Raw genomic sequence first — 23,102 nt, 5'->3', positions numbered from 1 at the left:
ACCCCCCCCCCTATTTGACAAAATAGGGGGGGGGGTATACGCTCCGGGCATGTACTTCAAACGCTTCTACGATACGGACCTGGCCCAGGCGTCCTACATGGTCGGCTGCCAGAAGACCGGCGAATGCTTGGTGGTGGACCCAGTCCGCGACATTGCCCAATACGTCGACGAGGCGAAGAGCCAAAAGCTACGCGTCACCCACGTGACCGAGACGCACATCCACGCCGATTACCTGTCCGGCAGCCGCGAACTCGCCAAGGCCACAGGCGCAAAGCTGCTGCTCTCCGACGAGGGCGGCGAGAGCTGGCAGTACACCTACGACGACGGCAACCAGGTCAAACTCCATGACGGTGACACCTTCATGGTGGGTAACGTCCGCATCCAGGCCGTCCACACGCCTGGCCATACGCCAGAACACTTGAGCTTTCTGGTGACTGATACCTCTCGTGGCGATACGCCCAGCATGATCCTGACCGGCGACTTCGTCTTTGTCGGCGACCTGGGACGCCCGGACCTGCTCGACGAGGCGGCGGGCGGGCAGGACACCCGCTTTATCGGCGCCAAGCAGATGTTCGCCTCACTACGCGATACATTCCTAACGCTGCCCGACTACGTGCAGGTCTGGCCTGGTCACGGCTCAGGCAGCGCGTGTGGCAAGGCGTTGGGCGCGGTCCCGACAACCACGGTGGGCTACGAGCGGGCACTGAGCTGGTGGGGCAAGCTGGTGGAGCAGGGGGACGAGGACGCGTTCACCCATGAATTGCTCTCGGGCCAGCCCGATGCGCCGCTGTACTACGGGCGTATGAAGACGGAAAACCGGGACGGCCCCGCCCTGCTGGATCAGGTGAAGCCGCTCGCAGAGCTGAGCGCGGATGAGGTCAAGGCGAAGCTGGCCGCCGGTGCCCGATTGATCGACACCCGCAAGAAAGAACAGCACCAGGCGGCCGCGCCCGTAGGCAGCGTCAACATCCCCGACGGCGGCACGCTCGAGACGTGGGCGGGCTGGCTGCTGAAGCCGGACCGCGAATTCATCCTGCTGGCACCTGGGGAACGCGCTGAAGCTCTGCGCCGAAAGCTGTGGATGGTTGGTCTGGACCATGTGGTCGGCTTCCTCCCCAGCCCAGAGGAACTGGACACAGCACCTGCACAACCCATCCCAGCGACCGAGCTGTCACAACACCCGGACGCCCTGATTTTGGACGTTCGAGCGAAGGCCGAGTACGAGGAAGGCCATATCCCCGGCGCACGGCAACTGCACGCCGGACGCCTGCCCTGGACGTTGGACACCCTGCCGCGTGACCGCGAGATCGTCGTGCATTGCCAGGGGGGGGCCAGAAGCGCCGCTGCCGCCAGCCTGCTGCGGACCGAAGGCTTCGCCGTGCTGGAACTCGCCGGGGGCTACGACGCCTGGGCGAAGAGCCAGAACACCTGACCCTCACCCGGCGGAGGAGGCGCCCCTTGGGCCGCCTCCGTTTTGGCTGAAAGGAGCTTTCCATGACCTACCAAGACATCTTTATCACCAAACTTCAAAGGAAGAAGCGCGAAGGCGCCCGCCTGGTCGACGTGCGCGAGCATGAGGAGTACATGGCCGGACACATTCCCGGCGCCACCAACCTCCCGCTCAGCGAACTGATTGGCCGTGGGGACGAGATAGAGCCGACCACCATCCTGATCTGCGCCAGCGGGAATCGTTCCTCACAGGCGGCGGCCTACCTCGCCTCGCTGGGCAAGACCGGGCTGATGAACCTCTCGGGCGGCACGGCGGCCTGGAGGCGTGAGGGCCGCGACCTCAACCCGGCCGAGCAGCCATGATCTTTGCCTGGATCGGCGCGGCCCTCATTGGGCTGAGCCTCGGCTTGTTGGGCTCAGGCGGATCCATCCTGACCGTGCCGGTCCTGGTCTACCTTGTAGGCGAGCCGGAGAAACTGGCCATTGCCGAATCGCTCGCCATCGTGGGCGGGATCAGCCTGATCGGGGCGATTCCCTACGCCCTGAAGCGGCAGATCGACTGGCGCTCGGTGCTGTGGTTTGGTCTTCCCGGCGTGGTGGGCACCTTTCTGGGCGCGGCGCTGAGCGTCTCCCTCAGTGGCGTGGTGCAACTGCTGCTCTTCGCCGTGGTGATGCTGCTGGCCGCCATCATGATGTTCCGGCCCGCGAACGCCCAGCCGGAGGGCCAGTTGACCCACCACCGCTCGCTCCTCAAGATCGGCGCGGAGGGTCTGGGCGTCGGCGTGTTGACCGGATTGGTGGGCGTGGGCGGCGGGTTCCTGATCATCCCCGCACTGGTGCTGCTGGGCGGCCTGCCCATGGGCCTCGCGGTGGGCACCAGCCTCCTCATCATTGCCGCCAAGAGTTTCGTGGGTTTTGCCAAGTACGTGAACGTGCTGGCTGAGCAGAACGTGTCGATGAACTGGACCCTCATCCTGATGTTCACCGTCATCGGCATTCTGGGGAGCTTTCTCGGGGCGCGCCTGGGCAAGAACCTCTCCAACGACAGCCTTAAAAAGGGCTTCGCTGGATTCCTGGTCGTGATGGGCGTCTACGTTCTGGCCACCAACGTGCCCAAGGTGCTGAACCCACCGCCCGCCGCCGAAGTGCAAGTGCAGCACTGAAGGTTCCCGGCAAACCTCCTGCTCAAGCCGCGACCTTCCGGCGCGGCTCTTCCTTCTCCGAGGTCTTTCTCCTATGACTGAACTGCTCGACCTTCTCCGTTCTCCCTGGCCCTGGTATGTGGGGGGCCCCCTGATCGGCCTGACCGTCCCACTGCTGCTCTGGCTGGGCAACAAGGGCTTCGGCATCTCCGCCAATCTGCGGCACGCGTGCGCCATCCTGCTGCCCGATTCCGCCAAGCCCAGCTTTTTCCGCTATGACTGGCGCAAGGAACGCTGGAACCTGATGTTCGCTGGTGGGTTGGTGTTGGGCGGGTTGCTGACGGGTCTGATTTTCGCCAACCCGGACCCCGCACGACTGAGTGCAGCGGGCGTCCAGTCGGTACAGGAACTGGGTATGCAGGTGCGTCCCGGCCTGGTGCCCGCCGAGCTGACCGACCTGTCCAACCCCGGCGTGTGGCTGCTGCTGGCCTTCTCAGGCCTACTCGTAGGCTTCGGCACCCGGTATGGCGGTGGCTGCACCTCCGGCCACGCGATCACTGGTCTCTCCACCCTGCAAGGCCCTTCCTTGATCGCCACCGTCTCGTTCTTTGTGGGTGGCATCCTCAGCGCGAACCTTCTCCTTCCCCTCTTCATGGCGGTCATCCGATGACAGGTACATCCTCCATTCCAGGCGTCCACACCGAGCCTTCTTCCACGACCCGCGCCGCGACCGGCCTGCTGCTCTACCTCCTCGCGGGGTTGTATTTCGGTGTCGTCCTCGTGAAATCGGAAGCGGCCAGCTGGTACCGCATTCAAGAGATGTTCCGCTTCGAGTCTTTCCACATGTTCGGGCTGATGGGTTCGGCGGTCTTCACTGGGATGGTCACCACCATGCTGCTGCGCCGCAGTGGCCTGAAAAGCCGGGATGGCCAGACCATCCGGGTCACGGACAAGGAGAAGGGATGGCGGCGGTACGTGTTCGGGGGCCTCACCTTTGGGATGGGTTGGGGCCTGGCCGGGGTGTGCCCGGGACCGATCTTCGTCCTGTTGGGGGCCGGAGTGTGGCCCATCCTGGTCGTGCTGGCCTTCGCGTTGTTGGGGACCTATCTGTATGGCGTCCTGAAAGACAAGCTCCCGCACTGAGGAGGGAACACATGACCTCATCCGAACACCGCTGGAACGCGCGTGGAGAAGGGTACGTGGCGGCACAGGTGCTCGTGCTCGCCGGAATCTTGGTTCTGCCGCTGCTGCGGCCTCGCCAGGGAACACCACGAGGGCTGCGGGTCGCAGGCACCGCCCTGATACTGGCCGGAGGCACCCTGACGGGCTGGAGTGGGTTGCGCCTGGGCCCCAATCTCACGCCCCTCCCTGAACCACAGGTGGATGGGCAACTCGTGCAGACTGGCCCCTACACCTTGGTCCGCCACCCGATCTACAGCGGCCTGCTCCTGGCCTCGCTGGGTTGGGCGCTCGCTCACGGGCACCGGGGCGCGTTGGGGCTGAGCGGCGGGCTCGCGTTCCTGTTTGACCTTAAGGCCCTGGACGAGGAACGCCGCCTGACGCGGCACTTCCCGGAGTATCCGGCCTACCGGCAGCGCGTTCGCCGATTTCTCCCCGGCGTGTATTGAAGGGCCTGAGCCACGATGGGCCCTCCTTTCTCACCTTTGCTGACCCAGGCCCAGCGTGAGCAGTTCACCCGTTTTCCCCTCCTTGACGAGCGGATGCTCTCCCGGTACTACCTGCTGAATGAAGAGGACCTGCGCCTGGTACGGGGGCGGAGACGGGACTTCAACAAGCTGGGGTACGCGGTCCAGCTCACCGTGCTGCGGCACCTCGGGCGCGCCTTGCGCCCGGGAGAGACGCCACCGGAAGAGGTTCTGGCTTCCCTCGCCGAGCAACTGCGGGTGGACCCTGCGTGCTATGCACAGTACGCTGTTCGTGAGCCGACACGCTTTGAGCACTTCTCCGACCTTTGCCAGCGGCTCGGGTACGTCGAGCTGTCGCGGCACCTGAACCACGAGGTGCGGGACTGGCTGATACCACTGGCGGTCGTGACCGACCCGCCCTTCGGGCTGATGAGCGCCCTGATGGACGAGTTGCGGCGGCGGCGTATTCTGGTGCCGCGCTTCACAGTCCTCGAACGCTTGGTCCACTCCGCACGGCTCCGTGCCGACCAGCACGCCTACGGCCTCCTGAACCTGCCGCTGAAAGGCGATTTCGCCGTGAAGGTGGATGCCTTGCTCTCCCCGCAGGGGGATGAGTCCATTTCGCGTTTCGCCTGGCTAGGGCGACCCATTGGCGCTCCGAAAGCCAAGCACGTTCTAGCCCTGCTTGACCGGTTGGCCTTCGTGGGGACCTTCCCCGTGCAGAGCAACTTGCGCGCCTTTCTGCCCCAGAGCCGCCTGGAACACTTGGCAGAGGAGGCGAGGCGGCTTAGCGCCTCGCACCTAGCAGATTTTGAGCCGGGACGGCGCCGCGCAACCTTGATGGCCTACCTCTTCGACCTGTCCGAGACCTTGACCGATGCGGTGCTCGACATGCACGACCGCGTGATGGTGGCGCTGGTCAGGGAAGGCGAGCGGGAAGCCGCCAAGGCGTTCGGGCAGAAAGGGCCCCCACTGGTCGAGCGGTTAGGGACCTTTAAGTCGGTCTGCGCGGCGGTGATCGCCGCGCGGGAGCAGGGCACCAACCCCTACCAGGCCATCGAGGCGGTCGTGAATTGGCAACAGCTCGTCCAGACGGTGCGGGAGAAGGAAACGTTCCGCCCTGAACAGCTTGACCCCCTGCACCACGCCGTGAAGGGCTACGCGAAGGTGCGAAGCTACGCCCCCGGTTGCTCGCGGCGTTCACCTTCCAGGCGGAGGGTAAAGCCGCTCCACTGGTCGAGGCACTGAGACTTCTGTGCGAGATGTACGCGGCGAACAGGCGCACACTGCCCGAACATGTTCCCATCAGTTTCGTGCGGCAGAAGTGGGCCGGACAGGTGTTCCGAGACGGCACCATTGACCGCCGGGCCTACGAGTTGTGTGTGCTGGACGAGTTGCGGCTCGCGCTGCGAGCCGGGGACGTGTGGGCGGTGGGCAGCCGCAAGTACAAGGACCTCAATGACTACCTCCTGCCACAGGGCACCTGGCAAAAGCGCCTCCCTGAGCTGTCGCCGAACCTCCCCGAGAGCTTTGACGCCTTCTGGGCCGAGACCGAATCGAGGTTGACCGGACAGTCGCGTGAGGTTGAGGATCTGCTTGCCGAAGGCGCGTTGTCGTCCGCCGCCTTACAGCGCGGCAAGCTCAGAATTGGGAAGGTCGCCAAAGCCGTGCCCGACGAGGTGGAGCCGCTGGAGAGGCAGTTGAGTGCGCGGCTCCCGCGCGTGAAGATTACCGATCTGCTGCTGGAGGTGAATGCCTGGACCCGCTTCACGGGCGCCTTCCTGAACCTGCACACCGGCAAAGAAGTGGAGCATCACGACCATCTACTCACTGTCATCCTGGCCGATGGGCTCAACTTGGGCTTGACTGACATCTTGCAGTTCAGGGGGATGTGGCAGAAAGTGCGTGCTGGAAGGCATCAAGCGCATCGAGTTCCAATTGAAGCGCTCTGCGACGCACTTCGGGGACGAACGAGAACCGAATGGTTCTCGCCAACTCTCCCCAATCCGGCCATGTTTCCGGTGGCCTGGATGGCACCTCCTGATCTGCAAGGTGGCACAACAGGTAAGCCAGGCCTGAGAGGCACCACCACCTCATCACGCCGGTTTTGCTGTGCTGGGCGAACCGCGCCAATCCGAATCGCCCCTTGATCGTTTTGAAGAAGGCCTCGATACGCCAGCGTCGTTTTCCCACTCTGGCCAGGTACGTGCCGCCCAGATCGACGTTAGACATCACAAAGCGCTGCTCTGGTTCCTTGTTGCGATACAACCAGACCCACGAGATGTACATGGTGGGCACCAGATCCTTGAGCTGTGCCTTGCATCCGCGTGTCATCAGCTGGTGGATGGACGTGCCATCCACCAGCTTTCTCGTGCAGCGCACACCGATCACAATGTCTATTTGTCGTTTTAGGACCCCTTCGATGAACGCTGCGCTTTCAAAGCCCCCGTCTGCATGCAGACGGGGGCGGCGCTTGCCCTGCAGCATGACGGGGGGAATCGTCCGGAGCAGTTTGAGCGCCAGTGAGGCCGCAGAGGGCGTCCCCTTCCCTCGCCAAATCTGAAAAGCCCAGGGAAGCTTCAGATCTCCACAGCAGATGTACAGGACGACCAAGTGAACGCCGTGAACGGCGTTCAGAACGTGCATCCAGTCGGAGAGGTCGGTGAACTTCCCTGCTTTTTCGAGACTGGTGAGGTCGACCAGGAATTCAACCCGAGGACGATGGTGCGGGGCGTGCTTCCAGGTGTCATTGAAGAGCTCAAGCGCGGCCTGGCGCATAAACCGACAGAGTGATCGAAGATCCCAGTGGGCGTGATTGAGAAAACGGCTGATGGCTGCGGGAGACTTGACCGTCGCGCGTGCGGGGAGTGGTCGGCCAGAACCGTCAAGGAGGAGGTCAAGGAAGACCTCAAACGACTCCCGATGCTGTCTGCGCGTGAAGCAGGAGAGAATGTCAGAATAGAGTCGTCTGGCACGTGCATTCTTTGGGTTCACACCTCATTTTGAGGCCAAAGTGCTGTGCCAGACGTGCTTTCCCCAAACTGCAAGATGTCAGTCAATGTTAATTCTTTGTAAGTTTCCATTTTTAACCTCAACTAAAATGGGATTGTGCATTCCGGCGTTAGAAATCAAAGCCAACATTCAGACATCGGCTGTTGAGCAGGTCGTCGTTGATCGTTCCTAGGTTCTAACGTACCGGCAGTGCCGTGTGCGGGATTCATGCCTATGTATATGGCTTTTCGCTGGCACTGTGCCTGAAGTCCACACAGCCGCCGGTCGGTGCTGCCTCCGGCGGCACTGGAGGCATTCCGGGCACGGGCAAGACGGAAACCCACCCTCTGTGACGTACATGACCTGTGCCCCACCATCGCACCTGATCTTTACCTGTTCCCCGCGAGCCGGATGATGTTTGGTCAGACGGCCCTGACCTACATCCCACTCGCTCTTGCCTTCTGGCTTGAATCTCTGCAGGATGCATAGGCCTTGAGCGTGGCCGGGCGCAGGCCAATGGACCGAATAGAGTTGGTCCCGCCCAGTATCCAGCCTGACGGACGCGGTGCTGGCTTGAGCTGTCCTTACACGCATGCTCGGCTGGGGTTGGTCAGCGTGCTCGAGCGGGCCTTTGCTGCCCTACGTAGGGCGCAAGCAGCACCTTCAAACTGGCCACTGAGTGTGTATCGCTGGTTTTGAGGCGCAGCAAAGGCAGGCCGCCGCTGCGGAAGATGACGTCCTTGACCTGGTCGCGGTACTTCTGTGCGGCGGCTTCGTGGCTGGCTCCATCCAGTTCGATGGCCACAATGGGGCGGAAATCCTGCCCAGCGTCCACGATCACGAAATCCACGTGCTTGTCCCGCAGCCGGCCCAGCGTGGCCTGGTGGGCTGTGCCCTTTTCCTTGATCAGGAAGAGGTCGTTCAGGCGCACGTTGGGAAAGACCTGATAGGGCGAGCCAGCAAGCGTCTGGATCAGGAGGTCGTACAGGGCCCGTTCACTGCGGGCGAAGAAGTAACGCTTGGCCTGGACAGGCAGACTGGTTGGGACGGACCGGGCACGGCCTCCAGATGACTTCCCCTGGGCGGACAGCCAGCCCACCAGGACGGAAAACACCAGGACACCGATGATCAGCAGGACGATGGACACGGCTCCAGGGTAGCGCCGCCCTGGTTCAGACCAGATGGGCGGGACCCCAGGCACGTCATAATCTGACACCGCTGGAAATCAGTTGGGACGCTTAGCGATCAACCGCACCTCGTGGGCATACCATCCCCCCACCACCTCGGCCAAAGACAGTGCTGGAGACCTGAGTCGGGTCCGCTTTGAGTGTGGCCGTGATCGTCGTGCGCTCCGGTTCACGGTTGCAGACGGAGCGCAGCAGGCCGATCTGGTCAATGGTGGCGACGTCAGGTCGGCTGCTCGTCCACACCACCTCGCGGTTCACGCTGCCCGGGGCGTCCAGGAAGGTCGTGTACCGCTGGAAGTATGGCCAATACCCCACGACCATCAGGTTGTCCGAATTCACGTTGACGATGCGGAACTCCCGAATGACGGGCGCGCCAGGCACCGGTTGAAGGCGCGCGACGACCCGCGTGGGCTTCGCCGGCCCGCAGTCGTCTTGCACCACCTTGATGTTCGGGATGGTCTGCGGCTGATACCAGCGGCGGTTGATCGTCACGGTGTAGCGCTCACCGGTCTTCTTCACCTGCAGCCACCCGGCGTCCGTGACGGGCCAGCCGAACTGGCTGAGCACCTGACCCCGTTCGTTTTTGACGATCACGTCCAGGGCTGGACGCAGCACGCCGGGGCACATCACTTGAGGCCGTGGCGTGACCGGGGCGGGCGACGCAGTGGCCAACACGGCGAGGAGAGAGAGCAGGGCCATGCCTCACCGTAAAGGCAGGACCTGAGCGCCCGCTGATGGGTTTAAAGACGAACAGGCCGGTCAGTGCTCGTCTACCATGCCCTGCGCCAGGGCCACGACCTTCTGGTAGTGCCCTTCCAGCCGGTAGCCCAGGTGGGCGGCGCTGCGGGCATGGTCGCGCAGCGCGCAGCGTTTGATCAGGCCCGGCGGGATGAAGTCAAGGTCCACATCCCGGCAGGTCTGAAGCACCCGCAGTCGAAGTGCGTCCACAGTGTCATAGGGGAATATGCGCTTGGCCTCGGTCTCTTGTCGGGTTTCCCGATAGAGGGGTTTATAGCGGGCCGTGACAACTGCAAAATACAAAAGTCGCGTTAGGAAGATAGGTTACAATCTAGGGAATGCCCTTTGACTTCCTGACGGATGACCACTTGGCCCAGTACGGTCAGTACAAAGGCGACCCGACCGTTCAGCAGCTTCAGGACTATTTTCTACTCACCCCCGCGCAACTTCAGCACATTGCGACGCTGCGTTTTCCCCACACCAAACTGGGTTTTGCCATCCAGCTCTGCACCGTTCAGTTTTTAGGGACTTTTCTGACTGACCCGCTGAATGTGCCTGACAGCGTTGTTCGCACCCTCGCCATTCAGCTGGAGCTCCCTAAAACGGTGGACCTGCCCCGGTATCTTGAACGGCGCGCGACCCGGTTTACCCATCAAGTCACCATCCGGCAAATGCTCGGCTACAAGGACTTCGACCTGGTCGAAGTCCTTCATCTGATGCGCTTTCTGTACCGACACCTTTTGGTGGCGGATGAACGCCCCATCGAACTGTTTGATCGGTTGACCCAGCGCCTCGTCGAACGCAAAGTGGTGCTGCCCGGCCCAACGGTGTTGGGCCGTATCGTCATCCGCGTGCGGGAACGGGTCGCCACCCATCTCCATCGCCAGTTGGCCGGCTGTCTGACCGACGCCCAGGTTGACGCTCTGGACGCCCTGCTGATTGTGCCCCCCAAACAGCGTCGCAGTCCTCTGGACGTGCTGAGAACCCCACCGACGCGGCAAACCTCGGTGGGCTTGCTCCAGTCGTTACACCGTTTGGACCAGCTCCGGGCGATTGGGGTGAGTGACGTGGCACTGCCATTCGTGCCAGGGGCACGACTCAAAGCGCTCAGTCGACATGGCCTCACGGCCTGGACTGGGCACCTCAGTCAGATGGCGGCGTCCCGCCGCCAGGCCACGCTCCTGGCGGTGGTGCTTCACCTGGAACGCAGCGCCACCGATGATGTGCTGGACATCTTTGATGCCGTCATGATGGAACTGTCTCTCAGCGGAGAACGGCTGCGGCGAAAGACCCGTCTGCGGAGCCTCAAGGACCTGGATGCCGCTGCCCTGCTCCTCCGAGACGCGGTGCAGGTGCTGCTTGACCCGGAAGTTCCAGCCGCCACCGTCCGAGATGTCATTTTCGCGCGTCTGGGCACCGCACCGCTCAGCGGTGCGGTGCAGGCCGTCTCCGACCTCGCCAGTGGACAGGACGACACCGTCGCGGAAGCCTGGGTGGAAACCACCGCCACCATCAGCCGCTTTCTGCCCAGCCTGCTGGGCAGTCTCCACTTTGAAGGCACCACCGTCGCGGCCCCCACGCTGGCCGCCCTGAACTTTTTGAAAGGGGAATCAGGCAAGCGGCGCAGTTGGAAACAGGCCCCCACCGCGTTTATTCCCAAATCCTGGGAAGGGGTCGTTCGGCCTGGCCGCGACGTTGACCCCCAGGCTTACCGGGTGTGCGCCGCTTATCTGCTCCACACGCTGCTCAAACGCCGCGAAATCTTTGTCCGCGTGAGTCTGCGGTACGGCGACCCCCGCACCCAGCTGCTTCAGGGCGAGGTGTGGGAACAGTTCCGGCCAGAGATTGTGCGGAGTCTCGGCTGGTCCACTGACCCAGCGGTGGAACTCGCAGCCCTGACCGAACAACTCGACCAGGCGTATCACCGCGCAGCGGCAAGGCTGCCCGACAATCCAGCGGTTCGCCTGGAAAAACGTGACAAGGGGGCCACGCTCGTCGTGGCCCCGCTGGACGCGGTGCCCATCCCGGAAAGCCTGCTGACCCTCCAGACCCAGGTGGATGCCCGGCTCCCCGATATCGATTTGTCAGAACTCCTCCTGGAAGTCCACGCCTGCACAGGTTTCGCGTTCGAGTTTGACCATGCGGGAGAAAACCCCGCCAGGATGAGTGATTTTGCGGTGAGTCTCTGTGCGGTCCTCGTGGCGGGGGCGTGCAACATTGACCTGAAATCGGTGGCGCAGCCCACCCATCCGGCCCTGACCCTCGCCCGATTGAATTGGGTCAAGCAGCAGTATCTGCGGGCTGACACGCTCACGCGTGCCAATGCCTGCTTGGTGGCAGCGCAAGCGGCCATGCCGCTTGCTCAGGTGTGGGGGACAGGCGACACCGCGAGTGCGGATGGACTGCGGTTCAGCACGCCTCTACGCAACACGGTGGCGGCCCCCAACCGGAAATATTTCGGTGCTGGACGCGGCGTCACCTTCTACGTGTTGAATTCCGACCAGTACACCGGCCTACATGGCCGGGTCATTCCGGGGACTCTGCGCGATAGCTTGTACATTTTGGGCGGGTTGCTGGAGCAGCAAACCCATTTGAAACCGACTGAAGTGATGAGCGACACGGCAGGATACAGCGATGTCGTCTTTGGGCTGTTCCATCTCCTGGGGTATCAGTTCAGCCCGCGCCTGACCGACATTGGAGAAACCCGCTACTGGCGGCTGAACCGGCAGGCGGACTATGGCGACCTCAATGAGGTCGCCCGCTCGTACATCAACACGGGCCTGATTGCCGCGCACTGGGACGACCTGCTGCGGGTGGCTGGGTCTCTGAAACAGGGGACCGTGCCGGCCCCAGACATCATGCGGGTGCTGGGCAAAGGGGGAAGCTTGTCGGGGCTGGGCAAAGCTGTCGCCGAACTGGGGCGCATTGCCAAGACCCTGTACCTGCTGAACTACGTGCAGAGTGAGCCGTACCGCCGGCGGATTCAAACCCAGCTGAATCGGGGCGAAGCGGTGTGGACGTTGGCCCGCAAGATTTTCCACGGCGAGAAGGGAGAACTCCGTCAACGCTACCGAGAAGGCATGGAGGACCAACTCGGGGCACTCGGGTTGGTGGTGAATGCGGTGACCTTCTGGAATACCCGGTATCTGACCGCAGCGCTGGGGTGGCTGGAAGCCATTGGGGAGGATGTGTACCCACAAGATGTCGCACGGCTATCGCCACTGAAATACGCACATATTAATATGCTGGGGCGCTATCACTTCGAGATGGCCGACGACATTGCAGCAGGGGCCTTACGGCCCCTGCGCGATCCCGATGCACTTCAATCCGAGTGGTTGTTCTAGCGTCGGACTGGAGCGTTATTGAGGCGAGACAACAGGTGTATTAATGCGTTCGACAGTACGGCCATTGTAGTACCAGGCACTTCCCGTTTTGCCATATCCACTGTAGCCATCACAGGAACCTTCAATGCTATAAGAGAAGACGTAGGTCCCAGTGGCTGAGGTGTTGCCGCCCATAAACACTTGTGGGGAGACGGCATATCCTGAGCGCGAGCGACCTGTGCCACTTGTGAACGGTCCGAAGGTTCTATTGTTCGGCGAGACCATTGCGACCGAATGCAGCACAGTTGCGGTAACGCCTGTGGGCAGAGGAAAGAAACTGTTACATGAAAGAGTAGATTTGGAGTAGGCATCAAATCGGCTGCCAACCACGCCGTTGACCGTTTCCTGAACGGTTGACTGTCCGATCCCGCCACTCAGTTGCTGAGGCGTCAATTGATCATCAACAGGATTCAAGCGAAGGGTTTTCATGCCTTGAGGCGTAGGGAAGTACATGACATTGTCTTCCAACTCGCTGAGGGATGAAACGCCGAGCTTCATCAGCATCTGCTGAACATGCGGCGCTTGTTCCAAAGCAGATTGTGCTTGAGCCAATTGGGCCTGCACTTGAGGGGACTGGAAGGTAGGGGCAGCCGTTTCTGGCATTGAAGCCTGGTGGCCGCAGGCCACCAGGCTGACACTTGCGAATGCGGTTCCAGCAAGACGTTTCATCTTCACACTCCTAAAGCAAGAGGACGACGAGGAGTCGGAGGTGACTCGAAGACAGCCTAAGTTCCCTGCCCCCAGAATGTGGCCTCAACTGCCGCTCAACGGCTTCACTAAAATTTAAGACAAAACCCATGTAAATTAAATCTGGAATGTGACTTTACTTACTAACGCGACTTTTGTATTTTGCAGTTGTCGCGGCCCTAGACTGGTTGCTCCAGCGTTACGGCACAACGGTAATGGTCGCCATCTGCTCCCCGAACCCATACAAGTCAAAGACCAATTCCATGGTCTCATCCACGATGGCCTCCAGCGACACGTCGGCCAGCGCCCATGTCCGCGCGTGATTCATCTCGTCACGGTCCCACTCGGCCGTCCAGCTGGCCGCCGCCAGCCGCTGCTGATACGCCTCACTCGGCACGCCCCCGTCGCCCAGCGCGTGCACCCCAACGATTTCACCCAGAAGCAGGCCCGCCTCGTCGCCTGGCGCGAACTGGAAGAAGATTCCATCTTCAAACGCCACCACGACCGGTTGACCGTACGGCTCCACTGTTTCTGCGTCCTGCAGCGCCCGCAGCACATCCGCCCTGACGCGCTCCCGGCCTGGTCCAGTCACTATGTTCCGCCGGTGCCGATACGACAAGACTGGACCACGCAGGTAATCCGGGAGTGGGTCACCGCGCCGCGCCTCCGCGACCACAGCGGCAAACCCGGCATCCCTCAACTCCTGGAGGGCGGCCTCCGGCGCGTCCACGACCCGCCAGTTCTGCCACGCGAACAGAACGTCCAGCGCCGCGTCGCTCAGGACCCGCAGCGCCCCCGAAACGAAGACGAAGGCGCCTTCATCCATCAGCGCATGCAGGCGTCCCGTGTCATCCTGCACGATCAGGCGCGTCATGACGAGGCGGCGCAGAATGCGGGGCAAGGACAAGCCATCGTCCCCCCTTCGCCACGATTCGCGCAGCACTGCCGGATCAAGGCCATCCAATTGCTGGAACAGCGTCGCCATGACCCAGGTGCCTGTGCCGCCCACGTAGTACCGGTCCATCAGACCGTTGGGCATTTTCGTCTGTTCGTCGCCCGGTTCCGGCTGAATCCGAATGAGGGGTGCGCCGGGAGGGCGCGCGGCCGCCAGTTCACGCACCTGCGGCAGGCGGACCTCGTCGCTGTACTCATCAGGGAGGTCCGCGTAAATCAACCCCATCGTGTCAAACAGGGAGCGCCACACCGGCCCGCTGGGCGATGGGGTGCGCAGGAACAACTCCGGGTTGGGCAGGTACGCGCCGTGCATCATGCGCTGCCACAACCGCCGCGCTGGCCGGTACGTGCTGTCCACCTCCGCCCGTGCAAGCACGCCGGACACATACGTCTGCGTCTGCCCCAGTTGCGCCGCATGATCCGGGACATCCGTGAAGATCAAGTCCGCCGCTGTGAATCCCTCCGCCTCGTCCTCCCGCCCAAAATTCAAGTTGCGCACGCGCGACAGCATGCGCAGCAGCACGTGATACTCCCCCTGCGCCCGGCTGAGGCGCAGCAGTCGCCCCTCCACCTGCACGTCCAGGTGTGCCGGCGCGAGCAGGTCGAACACCGCGGCGAACGCGCCCCGGCGGTACGTGCCGTCCAGCGCCGCGCGGCGCAGCACGTGCATCACCGGCGTCAACCCGCAGTCATCCGTGGCCGCCGGGTCCGCCCCGCGCTCCAGCAGCTCCCGCACCAGGCTGATGTTGCCAGCCAGGCCGGCCAGCATCAGCGGCGTCGCGCCAAACCGGTTCGGGTGCTCCAGGCCATACGTGTCGCAGGCGTGGTGCACCCATTTCGTGTTCTTCCGGCGGTGCTCGGCCGTCTCCCGGTCCAGCAGATCCAGCCACGCCTTCACGCGCCCGTCCGCCGATTGCGCGGGCTTCTTCGCCGGACCATACGCCACGGCGCTGTACAGCCGCTTGACGTCGCCGGTGTGGTGCTGCCAGAGCGCCCCCTCGAAGAGGGTGCGTTGCTGCTGTTGGGTGGAAGGCTCGTCGTACAGCACCGAGGCCGCCAGATGATCCAGCGTTGCGGCTGTGATCACCTTCCACGGAACGGGCTTGTACTGCAGCACGTCCTGCAAGATCGCCTGCGCCTGCTCCGCCTTCCCCTGCGCCTGCAGGCGCTGCGCCTCAGCCACCCACTCCTGCGCACTGGACACCCGCGTCTCCACCTCAACCGCCCCAGCCTGAACGTCCAGCAGGCGCAGCAACGGGTGCGCCGGATCGTCCTCCACCAGCACCACCTGCTGCACCGCGCGGGTCAAGGCCACGTACAGCGCGTTCACGTAGAACTTCGCCTGATCCAGCGACTTGTCCCCCTTGTCCCCCGCGCGGCGGTACGGCAAGGCGTCCAGCTCAAGGTCCGCCGGGCGCACGTCACCGGCAAGGTCGGTGTACAGCCGGCGGTGCGAGCCGATCAGGTTGTACAGGATGACGCCGTCGTACTCCAGGCCTTTGACCTCCTGCACGCTGAACACCAGCGGGGTGTGCAGGTGACACCGGGCGGCCGCTTTGTCCTCGTCGCGCAGCACGATCACAGCGAACCGGGCGTTGCGGCGCACCGCCTCGTTCAAGGAGTGCAACTCATGGGGCGTGTGCGGGACCACGCGAACCTGACCGTCGGTGGTCGAGGCGGCAGTGATCAGCGCCGTGCTTTCCCGGTCGACACTCCCGAACCGGACGTGCTTCAGGCTGAGGATCCGGTTGGCCACGCGGGTGATGTCCCGCGCGTTGCGAAAGTTGCTGTCCAGGACGTTCAGGGTCACGTGCTGCAGGCCACGCGTCCAGAACAACTCCCGCACACCGGCCCAGGAGAAGAAATTCGGGTGCACCACCTGGTGCGCGTCGCCGCACAGCAAAAACGCATCCGGATGCTTGACCAGGCGCAGCAGCAGCTCAAGCTGAACAGGCGTCATGTCCTGCACTTCATCCACCACCAGCGCGTCGTACGTCGGCTCGGCCAGGGCCAAGCGGGCCTGCGCCGCGCGGTTCGGGTCCATCAGGTTGTGCGCTGCCATCCAGGCCGCCGCTCGCTCGTACAGCGCGTACGCTGCGTCACGGGTGTCCGGCGCATAGAGCGACTGGCGAACCCCCAGTGCACGGTACGCGTCCAGCGTCAATGGGCCTTCCGGTCGGCTGGTGATCACCCCGCGAATCTCTTCGTACAGCGCGTGGGCGTCCGTGAACTCCGGGCGGGGCCTGAGCCGCGCGAACCACGTCTGGAACGCCGCGAACGTCAAGGGGCTGCCCTCCTGAACGCGCAGGATGTCCAGCACCTCTGACAGGGCGTGGAAGGTCACGTCCTGGTCCGCTGCCGGGCCGCCCTGGGCAAAGAGCGCTTCGGCCTGACGGGCCAGGTGGGCGCTGAGGGTGACATACAGGACACGGCCAGGCAGAACGCGCACTTTTTCCAGCGCGAGGGCGGTCTTGCCGCTGCCCGCCGCGCCCAGCAGCATCAGTGGCAGCGGCGCGCGATAGATGGTCTCCTGCGCGTCATCAAACGACAGCGGTTTGTCCAGCACATGGAAGGCGGGGCGGGTCGGGTGCACGTACCGCAGCGTCTGCGCAGGGGCGGCCGTCTGGGGGGTGACCACGATGCCGTCTTCGTGCCACCGGGCGCCGCGCAGAAACCGGGACTTCTCGTAGCGGTGGAAGGGAATCACTTCGAGCAGCAGGCAGACGGTCTCACCCTCAACCTGCGCGAAGGTCAGCAAAAGCCGGTGCGTGTCGTTCAGTTTCGCGCGGTAGTACGGCGCGCCGACGAGCTTCTTGACGTCGGCACTGGCGAAATCACCGCGGCTCAGCGCGGCGTGCACTTTCTCGAATGACGGTTCGACGCCGGTGGCGTCCAGGTGACGGTAGGTGAGGACGCGCAAAGGAAACCTCCTGAGGACGGGCGCATGGACCTGTCGGCTGTGTCACGGCGTGGGCGAGCTGGCGCTGAGGCCATCAGGTCAGCGTGTTGATACACCAATGCGGCGAGTCTACCGACTTGGCGCTGCCCCATCAGCACAGGTCTGTGGCCGTCCGGCCTCCGACGGGCGCTTGACAGACGTTCGTCAGGAATAAGGTGCGACGATCCGCGCGCAATCGAGACCAGCGCGAGGAGGCAGACGCAGCGCGCCTGTGCCGCGTTCGTCGCCGGCACGTGTGGCTGGAGGCATGAGGCGCCGCCCTGGGGTCACGTTACGCACGCCGTCAGGGTGTTTTCTCGGGCCATGCGGCGAGATCCGCCAGCGTCTGAGCGATGGCCTGACCGTCATATCCCCAGGCGACCATGTCCGTCATCAGCGCCTCTGGCGCACGGGCTTTGAGGCGACGGCCGATATCGTCCACCGAATCGAACCACCAGACGTCTCGGAATGGCCACCGGAACAGATCTGGCAGATCATCCCGCTCACCGATGGCCAGGACGACTTCTTCCGGAATGTCGCGCCGCACTGTGTACGCCGAGAGAATCGCTTGAATCGTCTCCATATTCGCTGCGGCAGCGACCCGGTGACCTTGGCACAGCGGGGTCTGAATCGTTGCGGGGACCTGCTCAATGGGCCAAGGGGACAACGTAACCAGTGCATCGGCCCAAGTGTCATCCATTCGGCCGCGAACCAGGTCGGCAGCCTCGTCGTTCAGGCAGCCCAGCCAGCCGGCGGTCCAGGCATCATCCCGGGCGATGGCCCGCTGAGTGTCCTCAATGAAATCTGCGCCGAAGACGGACAGGGGAACGGAGGCATGCCCACGCTGACCGAGGAAACGAACCTTCTGGCAAAAGGCCCTTTCTTCGTCTGGAAGGTGATCCTCCAGTCCCATCAGAAACATGGCTTTCAACCGCAGTGGGCCGTCGTCGACAGCGGTCCACCACTGCGGACGGTTGCGCAGGCCGTCGTAGCCGTTTGGCAGCGCGCCTGTCGGCCACGGCGAGATGGGATGGCGGCCGCGCCAGGCGACGAACGATGCCACACAGCGGTGAAGTTGCCTGGGTGTGAGGGGCGCGTACGTCAGGAGCGCCCACAGCAGACGGGCGCTTTCTTTGGTGAGCGCGGCGCCGTCGGGTGAGAGGTGACGGTCCAACCAGATGTCAATCCACGGGCCCTCGCCAATCACCTTTGGATAGAGGCGGCGGAGATCCAGGTCATGCCGGGCCAGGTGACCCATGACCTCCTGTGTGACCGTGGCACGGTCCGTTAAGGCTTCCCGGACTGTCGTGCTCGTGCGGGTCAAGTCGTCAATCACCGCCGGCGAAGTCGTGGATCGAGCCAAGGTCACACGCACCGACAACCGGCTGTCACGCATCAGCACCTCGCTCACGTCGGGTGGCAGATGTGCCCGAGCGGCCACGCGCAGACGCACCCGAACCACCGGGTCATAGGCGAAGGACAGGGCCAGCCAGTCGGGCAGCCGGGGATGCTCCGCCAGGATGCACTGGACATCGGCACCTCGGGCGGCCAGCCGCGTCCACATGCCGTCGGCCAGCCTGGGGTTGGTGGCCAAAGCCAGGTCAAAGGCTTGGTGGTGGGACGCCAGTTTGCGTTGAACGGTTTCGAATGGGCTGACCCTGGCCAGCAGGAGACGCAGCTCATACCTGTCGGTTGCAAGTGCCTGCAGGTGAGTGGCCAAATCAGGCGGTTGTCGTTCGAGGAGATGCGCCCACGCCGCCCGGTTGTCGCGCGTAAACACCTCGAATTGCTCTGCAGGATTGGCGCTCTGGCAGGGATGGCTGGGATGGCTGATCACAGCAGCGTGCGCAGTGACGTACCGCTCTTCCAGCATGAGTAACAGGTCTCGGCTGAGCGTCGGGTTCGCCAAGGCCAGAAGACCCCTGGAACCCACCACGATCTTCCGCAGTGTCAACGCCGGGACGTGTGGATGACCCGCGACCGCTTGCACCACCACGTCACTTCGCTGCGTTGCAAAGTGATCAAGAACGGCGAGCGGCACATCGGGCCGCTGGGCCAACGCCGCGCGCACATGTGGCGAGGGGTCCGTCCGGGCCCAGAGCACGTCCGCCGCGCGGGGTGCGCCGCGAACCTCCGCCACCCGGCGTGCGACGGCACCGGCGCGTTCCTCTGCCTCACGCTGTCGTTTGCGCTGTGCCTGTTCGTGGAGCGCCTGCTGAGACGCTGCGTCCTGCCGTTCACGCTCGCGGCGCAGCCGCTCCGCCAACACCAGGGTGAGCCGGGACCGCTGGGTGGTTCGAGCAGGTAAGTCAGTCATCTCGTTTGACGAGTGATCGGTCGGCTCGCGTCCTGGTCATTCCGCGAGACCTCCTGTTCAAAATGTGCTCGAAAGGCAATCGGGAATAGCTTGGTTCCACTCTCCCTGAACGTCACTGACCGGAAGATAGAACGGACCTGTATTGGACGCCCCTTCAACCCTCAGATACTGGCCCGAGTTGGTTCGGGTCACGTTGACCACCGCGCTTCCGGTCCCATTGAGAGAACAGAACTTTCGTGTCTTTCGGTCTTCACTGCTTGAGGTCATGACCAGGACGCGCGCAGGGGCCCCGGGCGAGCGGATGGTGTAGGTGTTGACACCCACTTGGTCAAGCAGCAGTGCGGAATAGAAGTCGCGCAGGTACTTAGGAACAACACCGAAGACAATCGGTGCGCTTCTTTCTGCTTGCCAGAGCTTCTGCAACAGCGCCAAGCTCAGGGGTCTGAGGCCGCGTTTGTCGAATTTGATTTCTATGCTGGTCCGGGTCGCTGGGTGTGACAAAGTCAAAGTGCTGCCATCCAGTTTTCCTTCGAGGCCGTATGCCTTGAGAAGTTCCAGACTGATGTACGTCTGGTTTCTCCAACTGACCGGCTGCGTCGTGGCGCCTTGTACTGGTGTGAATGGGGTGATGGAGCGTGTTGAGGAAGGCCAAGCGCGAGGAGCAAGGATGTACAGGTTGCCGTCAACGAGGACGGCCGGTTCCTGTCCGTCCATCCGCCGGTTGCTGATGGTGGTCAGGTACTCCAGAAGTTTGGCTTTGACTTCTGCTTGGTTTTTGACCAATTGAGCCGCCTCTTGTGCAGTCTGATCGCGTTGCGCCAGTGCGGCGGCTGTATACCGCTTCATGCCCGACACAGACAGACGAACGACCACTCTTCCGGAAGAATGATTCAGGGTGAGCGTGGTTGAGCCTTCATCGTAGGCAAGGCCTCCGCCAAGTCGATTCAGCAGGCTGGCGGAGAGGTAGCGCGCACCGTCAATCACTCGCATTTCAGGAGGTCGAGTGACAATGGGTTTCCCGTTCAGAACAAGTTGTTCCCCTTCAAAGCGTAGCTGGAGGGTCGGAACTGTGACCTCGGCGCTGAAGTAGAGCGCACTGTCCACAATGATGGCGCCATTTAACGCTTCCTGCCATAGGTTCTTCGTATACGCATCTTCGCGAGATGCCCACTGGGCGGCGAGATCCGAAAGCCGAAATGAGTCGTCTGGATCTGGAGTTGGGAGGACATACCCAGCGCTTTTCCAGTCTTTCGGTAAGTCCGTTAGTGCATCTTCATAGTAGAAAGCGCCGTCAATAAACTTTACTTCTGGACTTACAGGTACTTGCCCCGCCCAAATCATATTAAGATATATTTTGTTGCCTTGGATGACCCACTTGACTGCACGTTGTCCAGCTATCTGGTACGTCTCGTGAGGGAGCTCATCGCCCAATAATTCGAGGGTCTTCCTTAAGGATTTTTCGTCATTTGAATAACCTTCAGGGTTATAGCGAATAAAAAGTGAACCATCCACGGCAATCGTATCGTTTGCGTCTAGAGGCTCTCGAGTTCTCCCCAGGATCTGCTTTGCGGTTTGCCGCAAGCTTGATGACCGGGAGAAACTTCCTCTTCCGCGATTGGCCTGCACACTTGTGCTGGCGTAACAATCTTCGACCGGATTCTGCCTGACGTAGCCTAGTTCGCTGCTGCTACTGAGATCTCGAAAATACGATGCCCCATCCTCTGTATAGTAAATACGAAGCCTCATAGGATCAGACTTCAATTCATACCGAACAGTGGGATCAAACGCTTGAGCAGCCTTCAGCCAGACATCCAGCGACATGTAGACGGTTTGGGTATTCACCACGACATCCGGACAGAGGATGAATGGGTTGGCTTCTGGAGAAAAATCTCCTTTTGGACGATGCTGAAAAACGCCCGCGAAAGCCACGGCAGCAACCTTTTGATCATGCCAGAGCAACGGCGTGGTGTAAGTCACCTCAAGTGGAGCAGGGGCGCGGATATAGAGCACGTCTGGATTTTTGGAGTACAGCACCATTGGGGCAGATAGCGTCCCTCGCCCCAGTCCCAGGTCGCTCCACTGAGTTGGTCTCGGCAGGCTCTGCGGCTGTGCCAGTTGTTTCTGGAGAGCGTCGGCACCTGTCTGGATATAGAGAGACCAGAAGTCCTGTGCCGAGGAACTGCCCGCGAGAGAACCAATGGCAACAAGAGACAGAATTCCTTGGTTGAATAGTTTCATGTCCGACCCTCTTATGATGTTCTTGGTTGAACGAATGTCAATCTGGAACAGATCATAAGGCTACGAACTTTTCAATTTCATTACTTTCTGCCAGGGTTTGAATTGGCACTTCTACTCAGGAGTTGCACCTGTATAAGGACGGCGAAGCGCTCCCAGCGGAGAAAATCTGTGAGTGTCTACGTCACAGCTTCTGAGAGAGCGCGTCCGCATTCTGGCAGACGAGTTCCTGGCCGTTCCCCGCACGTCTTACCAACAGCGCAGCCTGGAGGCTGCGCTGTTCATGTTTCTGGACACCGCGACCAAAACTGCGTTGCACCGGGCTGAGCTGGTCAGCAAGAGTGCGCTGAGCCGACTGCTGAACGAATACACCTGGGATACCAGCCAGGCCTGGACCATTCTGCAGCAAGCCCAGTGGGACGCGCTGCACCTGGCCGCCAAGGGCAAACATCGGCCACTTTTGCGACTGAGTGTCGATCTGACCAGCATCGAAAAGAAGGGCAGCACGCTGCCCTTTGTCCGAGTGTACAACGACGTTCACGGCATTCACCTGGTGGTGTTGTTTGCCGAATACGGCGCCGTGAAGTTCCCGGTCGGTTACCGGGTGTACAAGGGAAAAGGGACGGCGACGCCCGTGACCCTGGCACGACACCTGCTCCAGACAGTCCCCAAGGCGACCCGGCGTCGATTCCGCATCCGTGTCCTCGCGGACAGCGGATTTGAAGCCGCGGTCTTTCTGGATGAGGTCCGGCAACTTGGCTTTGAATTCGTGGTGGGGGTGCGCTCAACCCGGCGGACGATGCATCCCGGTGAAGTCACCGTGGCGGACTGTCCACATGGGGGCTATCTCGAGCTGAAAAACTGGCCCTACGACATGGTGGTCCTGGGTCGCATCCAGCGTGGGGACCGGACGTTTCATGCCATCTCTTCGGAGCTGATGGAAGGTGATGAGGTCGTTGCAGAAGGCAAGGCGCGCTGGAATGAGGAATCCTTTTTCAAGGAGGGCAAACACCAGTTTGGGTTGGCGCAGTTCGCGTTGCGAACTGAAGTGGGACTGGACCGTTGGGTGTTGCTGGTGTTTCTGGCCTGGACGCTGGCCATCCTCCACCGAGAGGCCGGCATGACCCTGGAAGCATGCGCTGCGCTGGCCGTGATCATGGTGATGCCGCTTGTCTACTTAAACCGTTTGCTCAAGACCTTCGGCAAAAACGTAGATTTCCTCGCCCAGCACGGCTATTCACTCCACTATGCGAGGTGCAACTCCTGAGCTCTACCGGGGCATCAGTAGACCTCTTGCGAAAGTCATGGTGGGCAGGCTTGGGTGAGGTTGCACAGCGCGGCGATGAGCTGAACCCGGAGCGCAAACCGACGCCGTCGATGTCGGTACACGCCCTTCAGCACGCGGAAGATCTTCATGCGACGGATCACATGCTCA

At 62.2% G+C, this 23,102-nt stretch carries 18 protein-coding genes; 9 read left to right on the top strand and 9 right to left on the bottom strand.

Features of this window, described 5'->3' with window-relative positions; all coding sequences use genetic code 11:
- Positions 1-49 precede the first annotated feature (49 nt).
- The 7 genes from C8263_RS16125 to C8263_RS16095 all read left to right on the top strand — a co-directional run bounded on the left by C8263_RS16125 (position 50) and on the right by C8263_RS16095 (position 5,485).
- Positions 50-1,432 carry an MBL fold metallo-hydrolase gene (locus C8263_RS16125; protein WP_107139167.1) on the top strand — a complete coding sequence of 461 codons (1,383 nt, stop codon included), beginning with the start codon at positions 50-52 and terminating at the stop codon, positions 1,430-1,432.
- Between the two features lie 62 nt (positions 1,433-1,494).
- On the top strand, positions 1,495-1,812 hold the full coding sequence (locus C8263_RS16120; protein WP_107139166.1) for a rhodanese-like domain-containing protein: 318 nt from the start codon (positions 1,495-1,497) through the stop codon (positions 1,810-1,812).
- Positions 1,809-2,612, top strand: a complete 804-nt coding sequence (locus tag C8263_RS16115) for a sulfite exporter TauE/SafE family protein (RefSeq protein ID WP_107139165.1) — start codon at positions 1,809-1,811, stop codon at positions 2,610-2,612. Before C8263_RS16120 ends, C8263_RS16115 begins: the two co-directional genes overlap by 4 nt.
- 73 nt (positions 2,613-2,685) lie before the next feature.
- The gene (locus tag C8263_RS16110) at positions 2,686-3,261 is read left to right on the top strand and encodes a YeeE/YedE family protein (protein ID WP_107139164.1); all 576 of its coding nucleotides are present in this window, start codon (positions 2,686-2,688) and stop codon (positions 3,259-3,261) included.
- Entirely contained in the window at positions 3,258-3,734 is a 477-nt protein-coding gene (locus C8263_RS16105) for a DUF6691 family protein (protein WP_107139163.1), read from the top strand. Before C8263_RS16110 ends, C8263_RS16105 begins: the two co-directional genes overlap by 4 nt.
- Before the next feature lie 11 nt (positions 3,735-3,745).
- On the top strand, positions 3,746-4,219 hold the full coding sequence (locus C8263_RS16100; RefSeq protein WP_107139162.1) for a methyltransferase family protein: 474 nt from the start codon (positions 3,746-3,748) through the stop codon (positions 4,217-4,219).
- A gap of 36 nt (positions 4,220-4,255) precedes the next feature.
- On the top strand, positions 4,256-5,485 hold the full coding sequence (locus C8263_RS16095; RefSeq protein WP_158263832.1) for a DUF4158 domain-containing protein: 1,230 nt from the start codon (positions 4,256-4,258) through the stop codon (positions 5,483-5,485).
- Between the two features lie 377 nt (positions 5,486-5,862).
- Here the strand turns inward: C8263_RS16095 and C8263_RS19510 are convergent, their stop codons facing one another.
- From C8263_RS19510 to C8263_RS19055, 5 genes are all read right to left on the bottom strand, one after another.
- Positions 5,863-6,060: a hypothetical protein gene (locus C8263_RS19510; RefSeq protein WP_199188434.1), complete on the bottom strand. Its 198-nt coding sequence runs from the start codon at positions 6,058-6,060 to the stop codon at positions 5,863-5,865.
- A gap of 58 nt (positions 6,061-6,118) precedes the next feature.
- Complete coding sequence (locus tag C8263_RS16085; protein ID WP_107139159.1) at positions 6,119-7,231, bottom strand: transposase; 1,113 nt, start codon at positions 7,229-7,231, stop codon at positions 6,119-6,121.
- A gap of 607 nt (positions 7,232-7,838) precedes the next feature.
- Positions 7,839-8,375, bottom strand: coding sequence for a DUF2726 domain-containing protein (locus C8263_RS16080; protein ID WP_233218861.1), 537 nt, complete (start codon positions 8,373-8,375; stop codon positions 7,839-7,841).
- A 91-nt stretch (positions 8,376-8,466) separates the two neighbouring features.
- The gene (locus tag C8263_RS16075) at positions 8,467-9,114 is read right to left on the bottom strand and encodes an Ig-like domain-containing protein (protein ID WP_107139158.1); all 648 of its coding nucleotides are present in this window, start codon (positions 9,112-9,114) and stop codon (positions 8,467-8,469) included.
- Between the two features lie 60 nt (positions 9,115-9,174).
- Entirely contained in the window at positions 9,175-9,363 is a 189-nt protein-coding gene (locus C8263_RS19055; protein ID WP_146160730.1) for a hypothetical protein, read from the bottom strand.
- Between the two features lie 128 nt (positions 9,364-9,491).
- On the opposite strand from C8263_RS19055, the gene C8263_RS16070 reads away from it, so the two are divergent.
- On the top strand, positions 9,492-12,497 hold the full coding sequence (locus C8263_RS16070; RefSeq protein WP_107139157.1) for a Tn3 family transposase: 3,006 nt from the start codon (positions 9,492-9,494) through the stop codon (positions 12,495-12,497).
- Between the two features lie 15 nt (positions 12,498-12,512).
- On the opposite strand, the gene C8263_RS19050 is transcribed toward C8263_RS16070, so the two are convergent.
- From C8263_RS19050 to C8263_RS19045, 4 genes are all read right to left on the bottom strand, one after another.
- Entirely contained in the window at positions 12,513-13,205 is a 693-nt protein-coding gene (locus tag C8263_RS19050; protein ID WP_146160729.1) for a hypothetical protein, read from the bottom strand.
- A gap of 217 nt (positions 13,206-13,422) precedes the next feature.
- Positions 13,423-17,097, bottom strand: coding sequence for an AAA family ATPase (locus C8263_RS16065; RefSeq protein ID WP_107139156.1), 3,675 nt, complete (start codon positions 17,095-17,097; stop codon positions 13,423-13,425).
- Positions 17,098-17,419: 322 nt separating this feature from the next.
- Entirely contained in the window at positions 17,420-19,432 is a 2,013-nt protein-coding gene (locus tag C8263_RS16060; protein ID WP_107139155.1) for a hypothetical protein, read from the bottom strand.
- Positions 19,433-19,489: 57 nt separating this feature from the next.
- Entirely contained in the window at positions 19,490-21,670 is a 2,181-nt protein-coding gene (locus C8263_RS19045) for a hypothetical protein (protein ID WP_146160728.1), read from the bottom strand.
- A gap of 172 nt (positions 21,671-21,842) precedes the next feature.
- Between C8263_RS19045 and C8263_RS16055 the strand changes: the two genes are divergently transcribed.
- Complete coding sequence (locus C8263_RS16055; protein WP_107139154.1) at positions 21,843-22,934, top strand: transposase; 1,092 nt, start codon at positions 21,843-21,845, stop codon at positions 22,932-22,934.
- The last annotated feature ends 168 nt before the right edge of the window (positions 22,935-23,102 follow it).

This window comes from Deinococcus arcticus (genome assembly GCF_003028415.1).
Taxonomy (GTDB): domain Bacteria; phylum Deinococcota; class Deinococci; order Deinococcales; family Deinococcaceae; genus Deinococcus; species Deinococcus arcticus.
The sequence above is the reverse complement of the archived record's forward strand: the minus strand, read 5'-3'. Positions and strand labels throughout refer to the sequence as shown.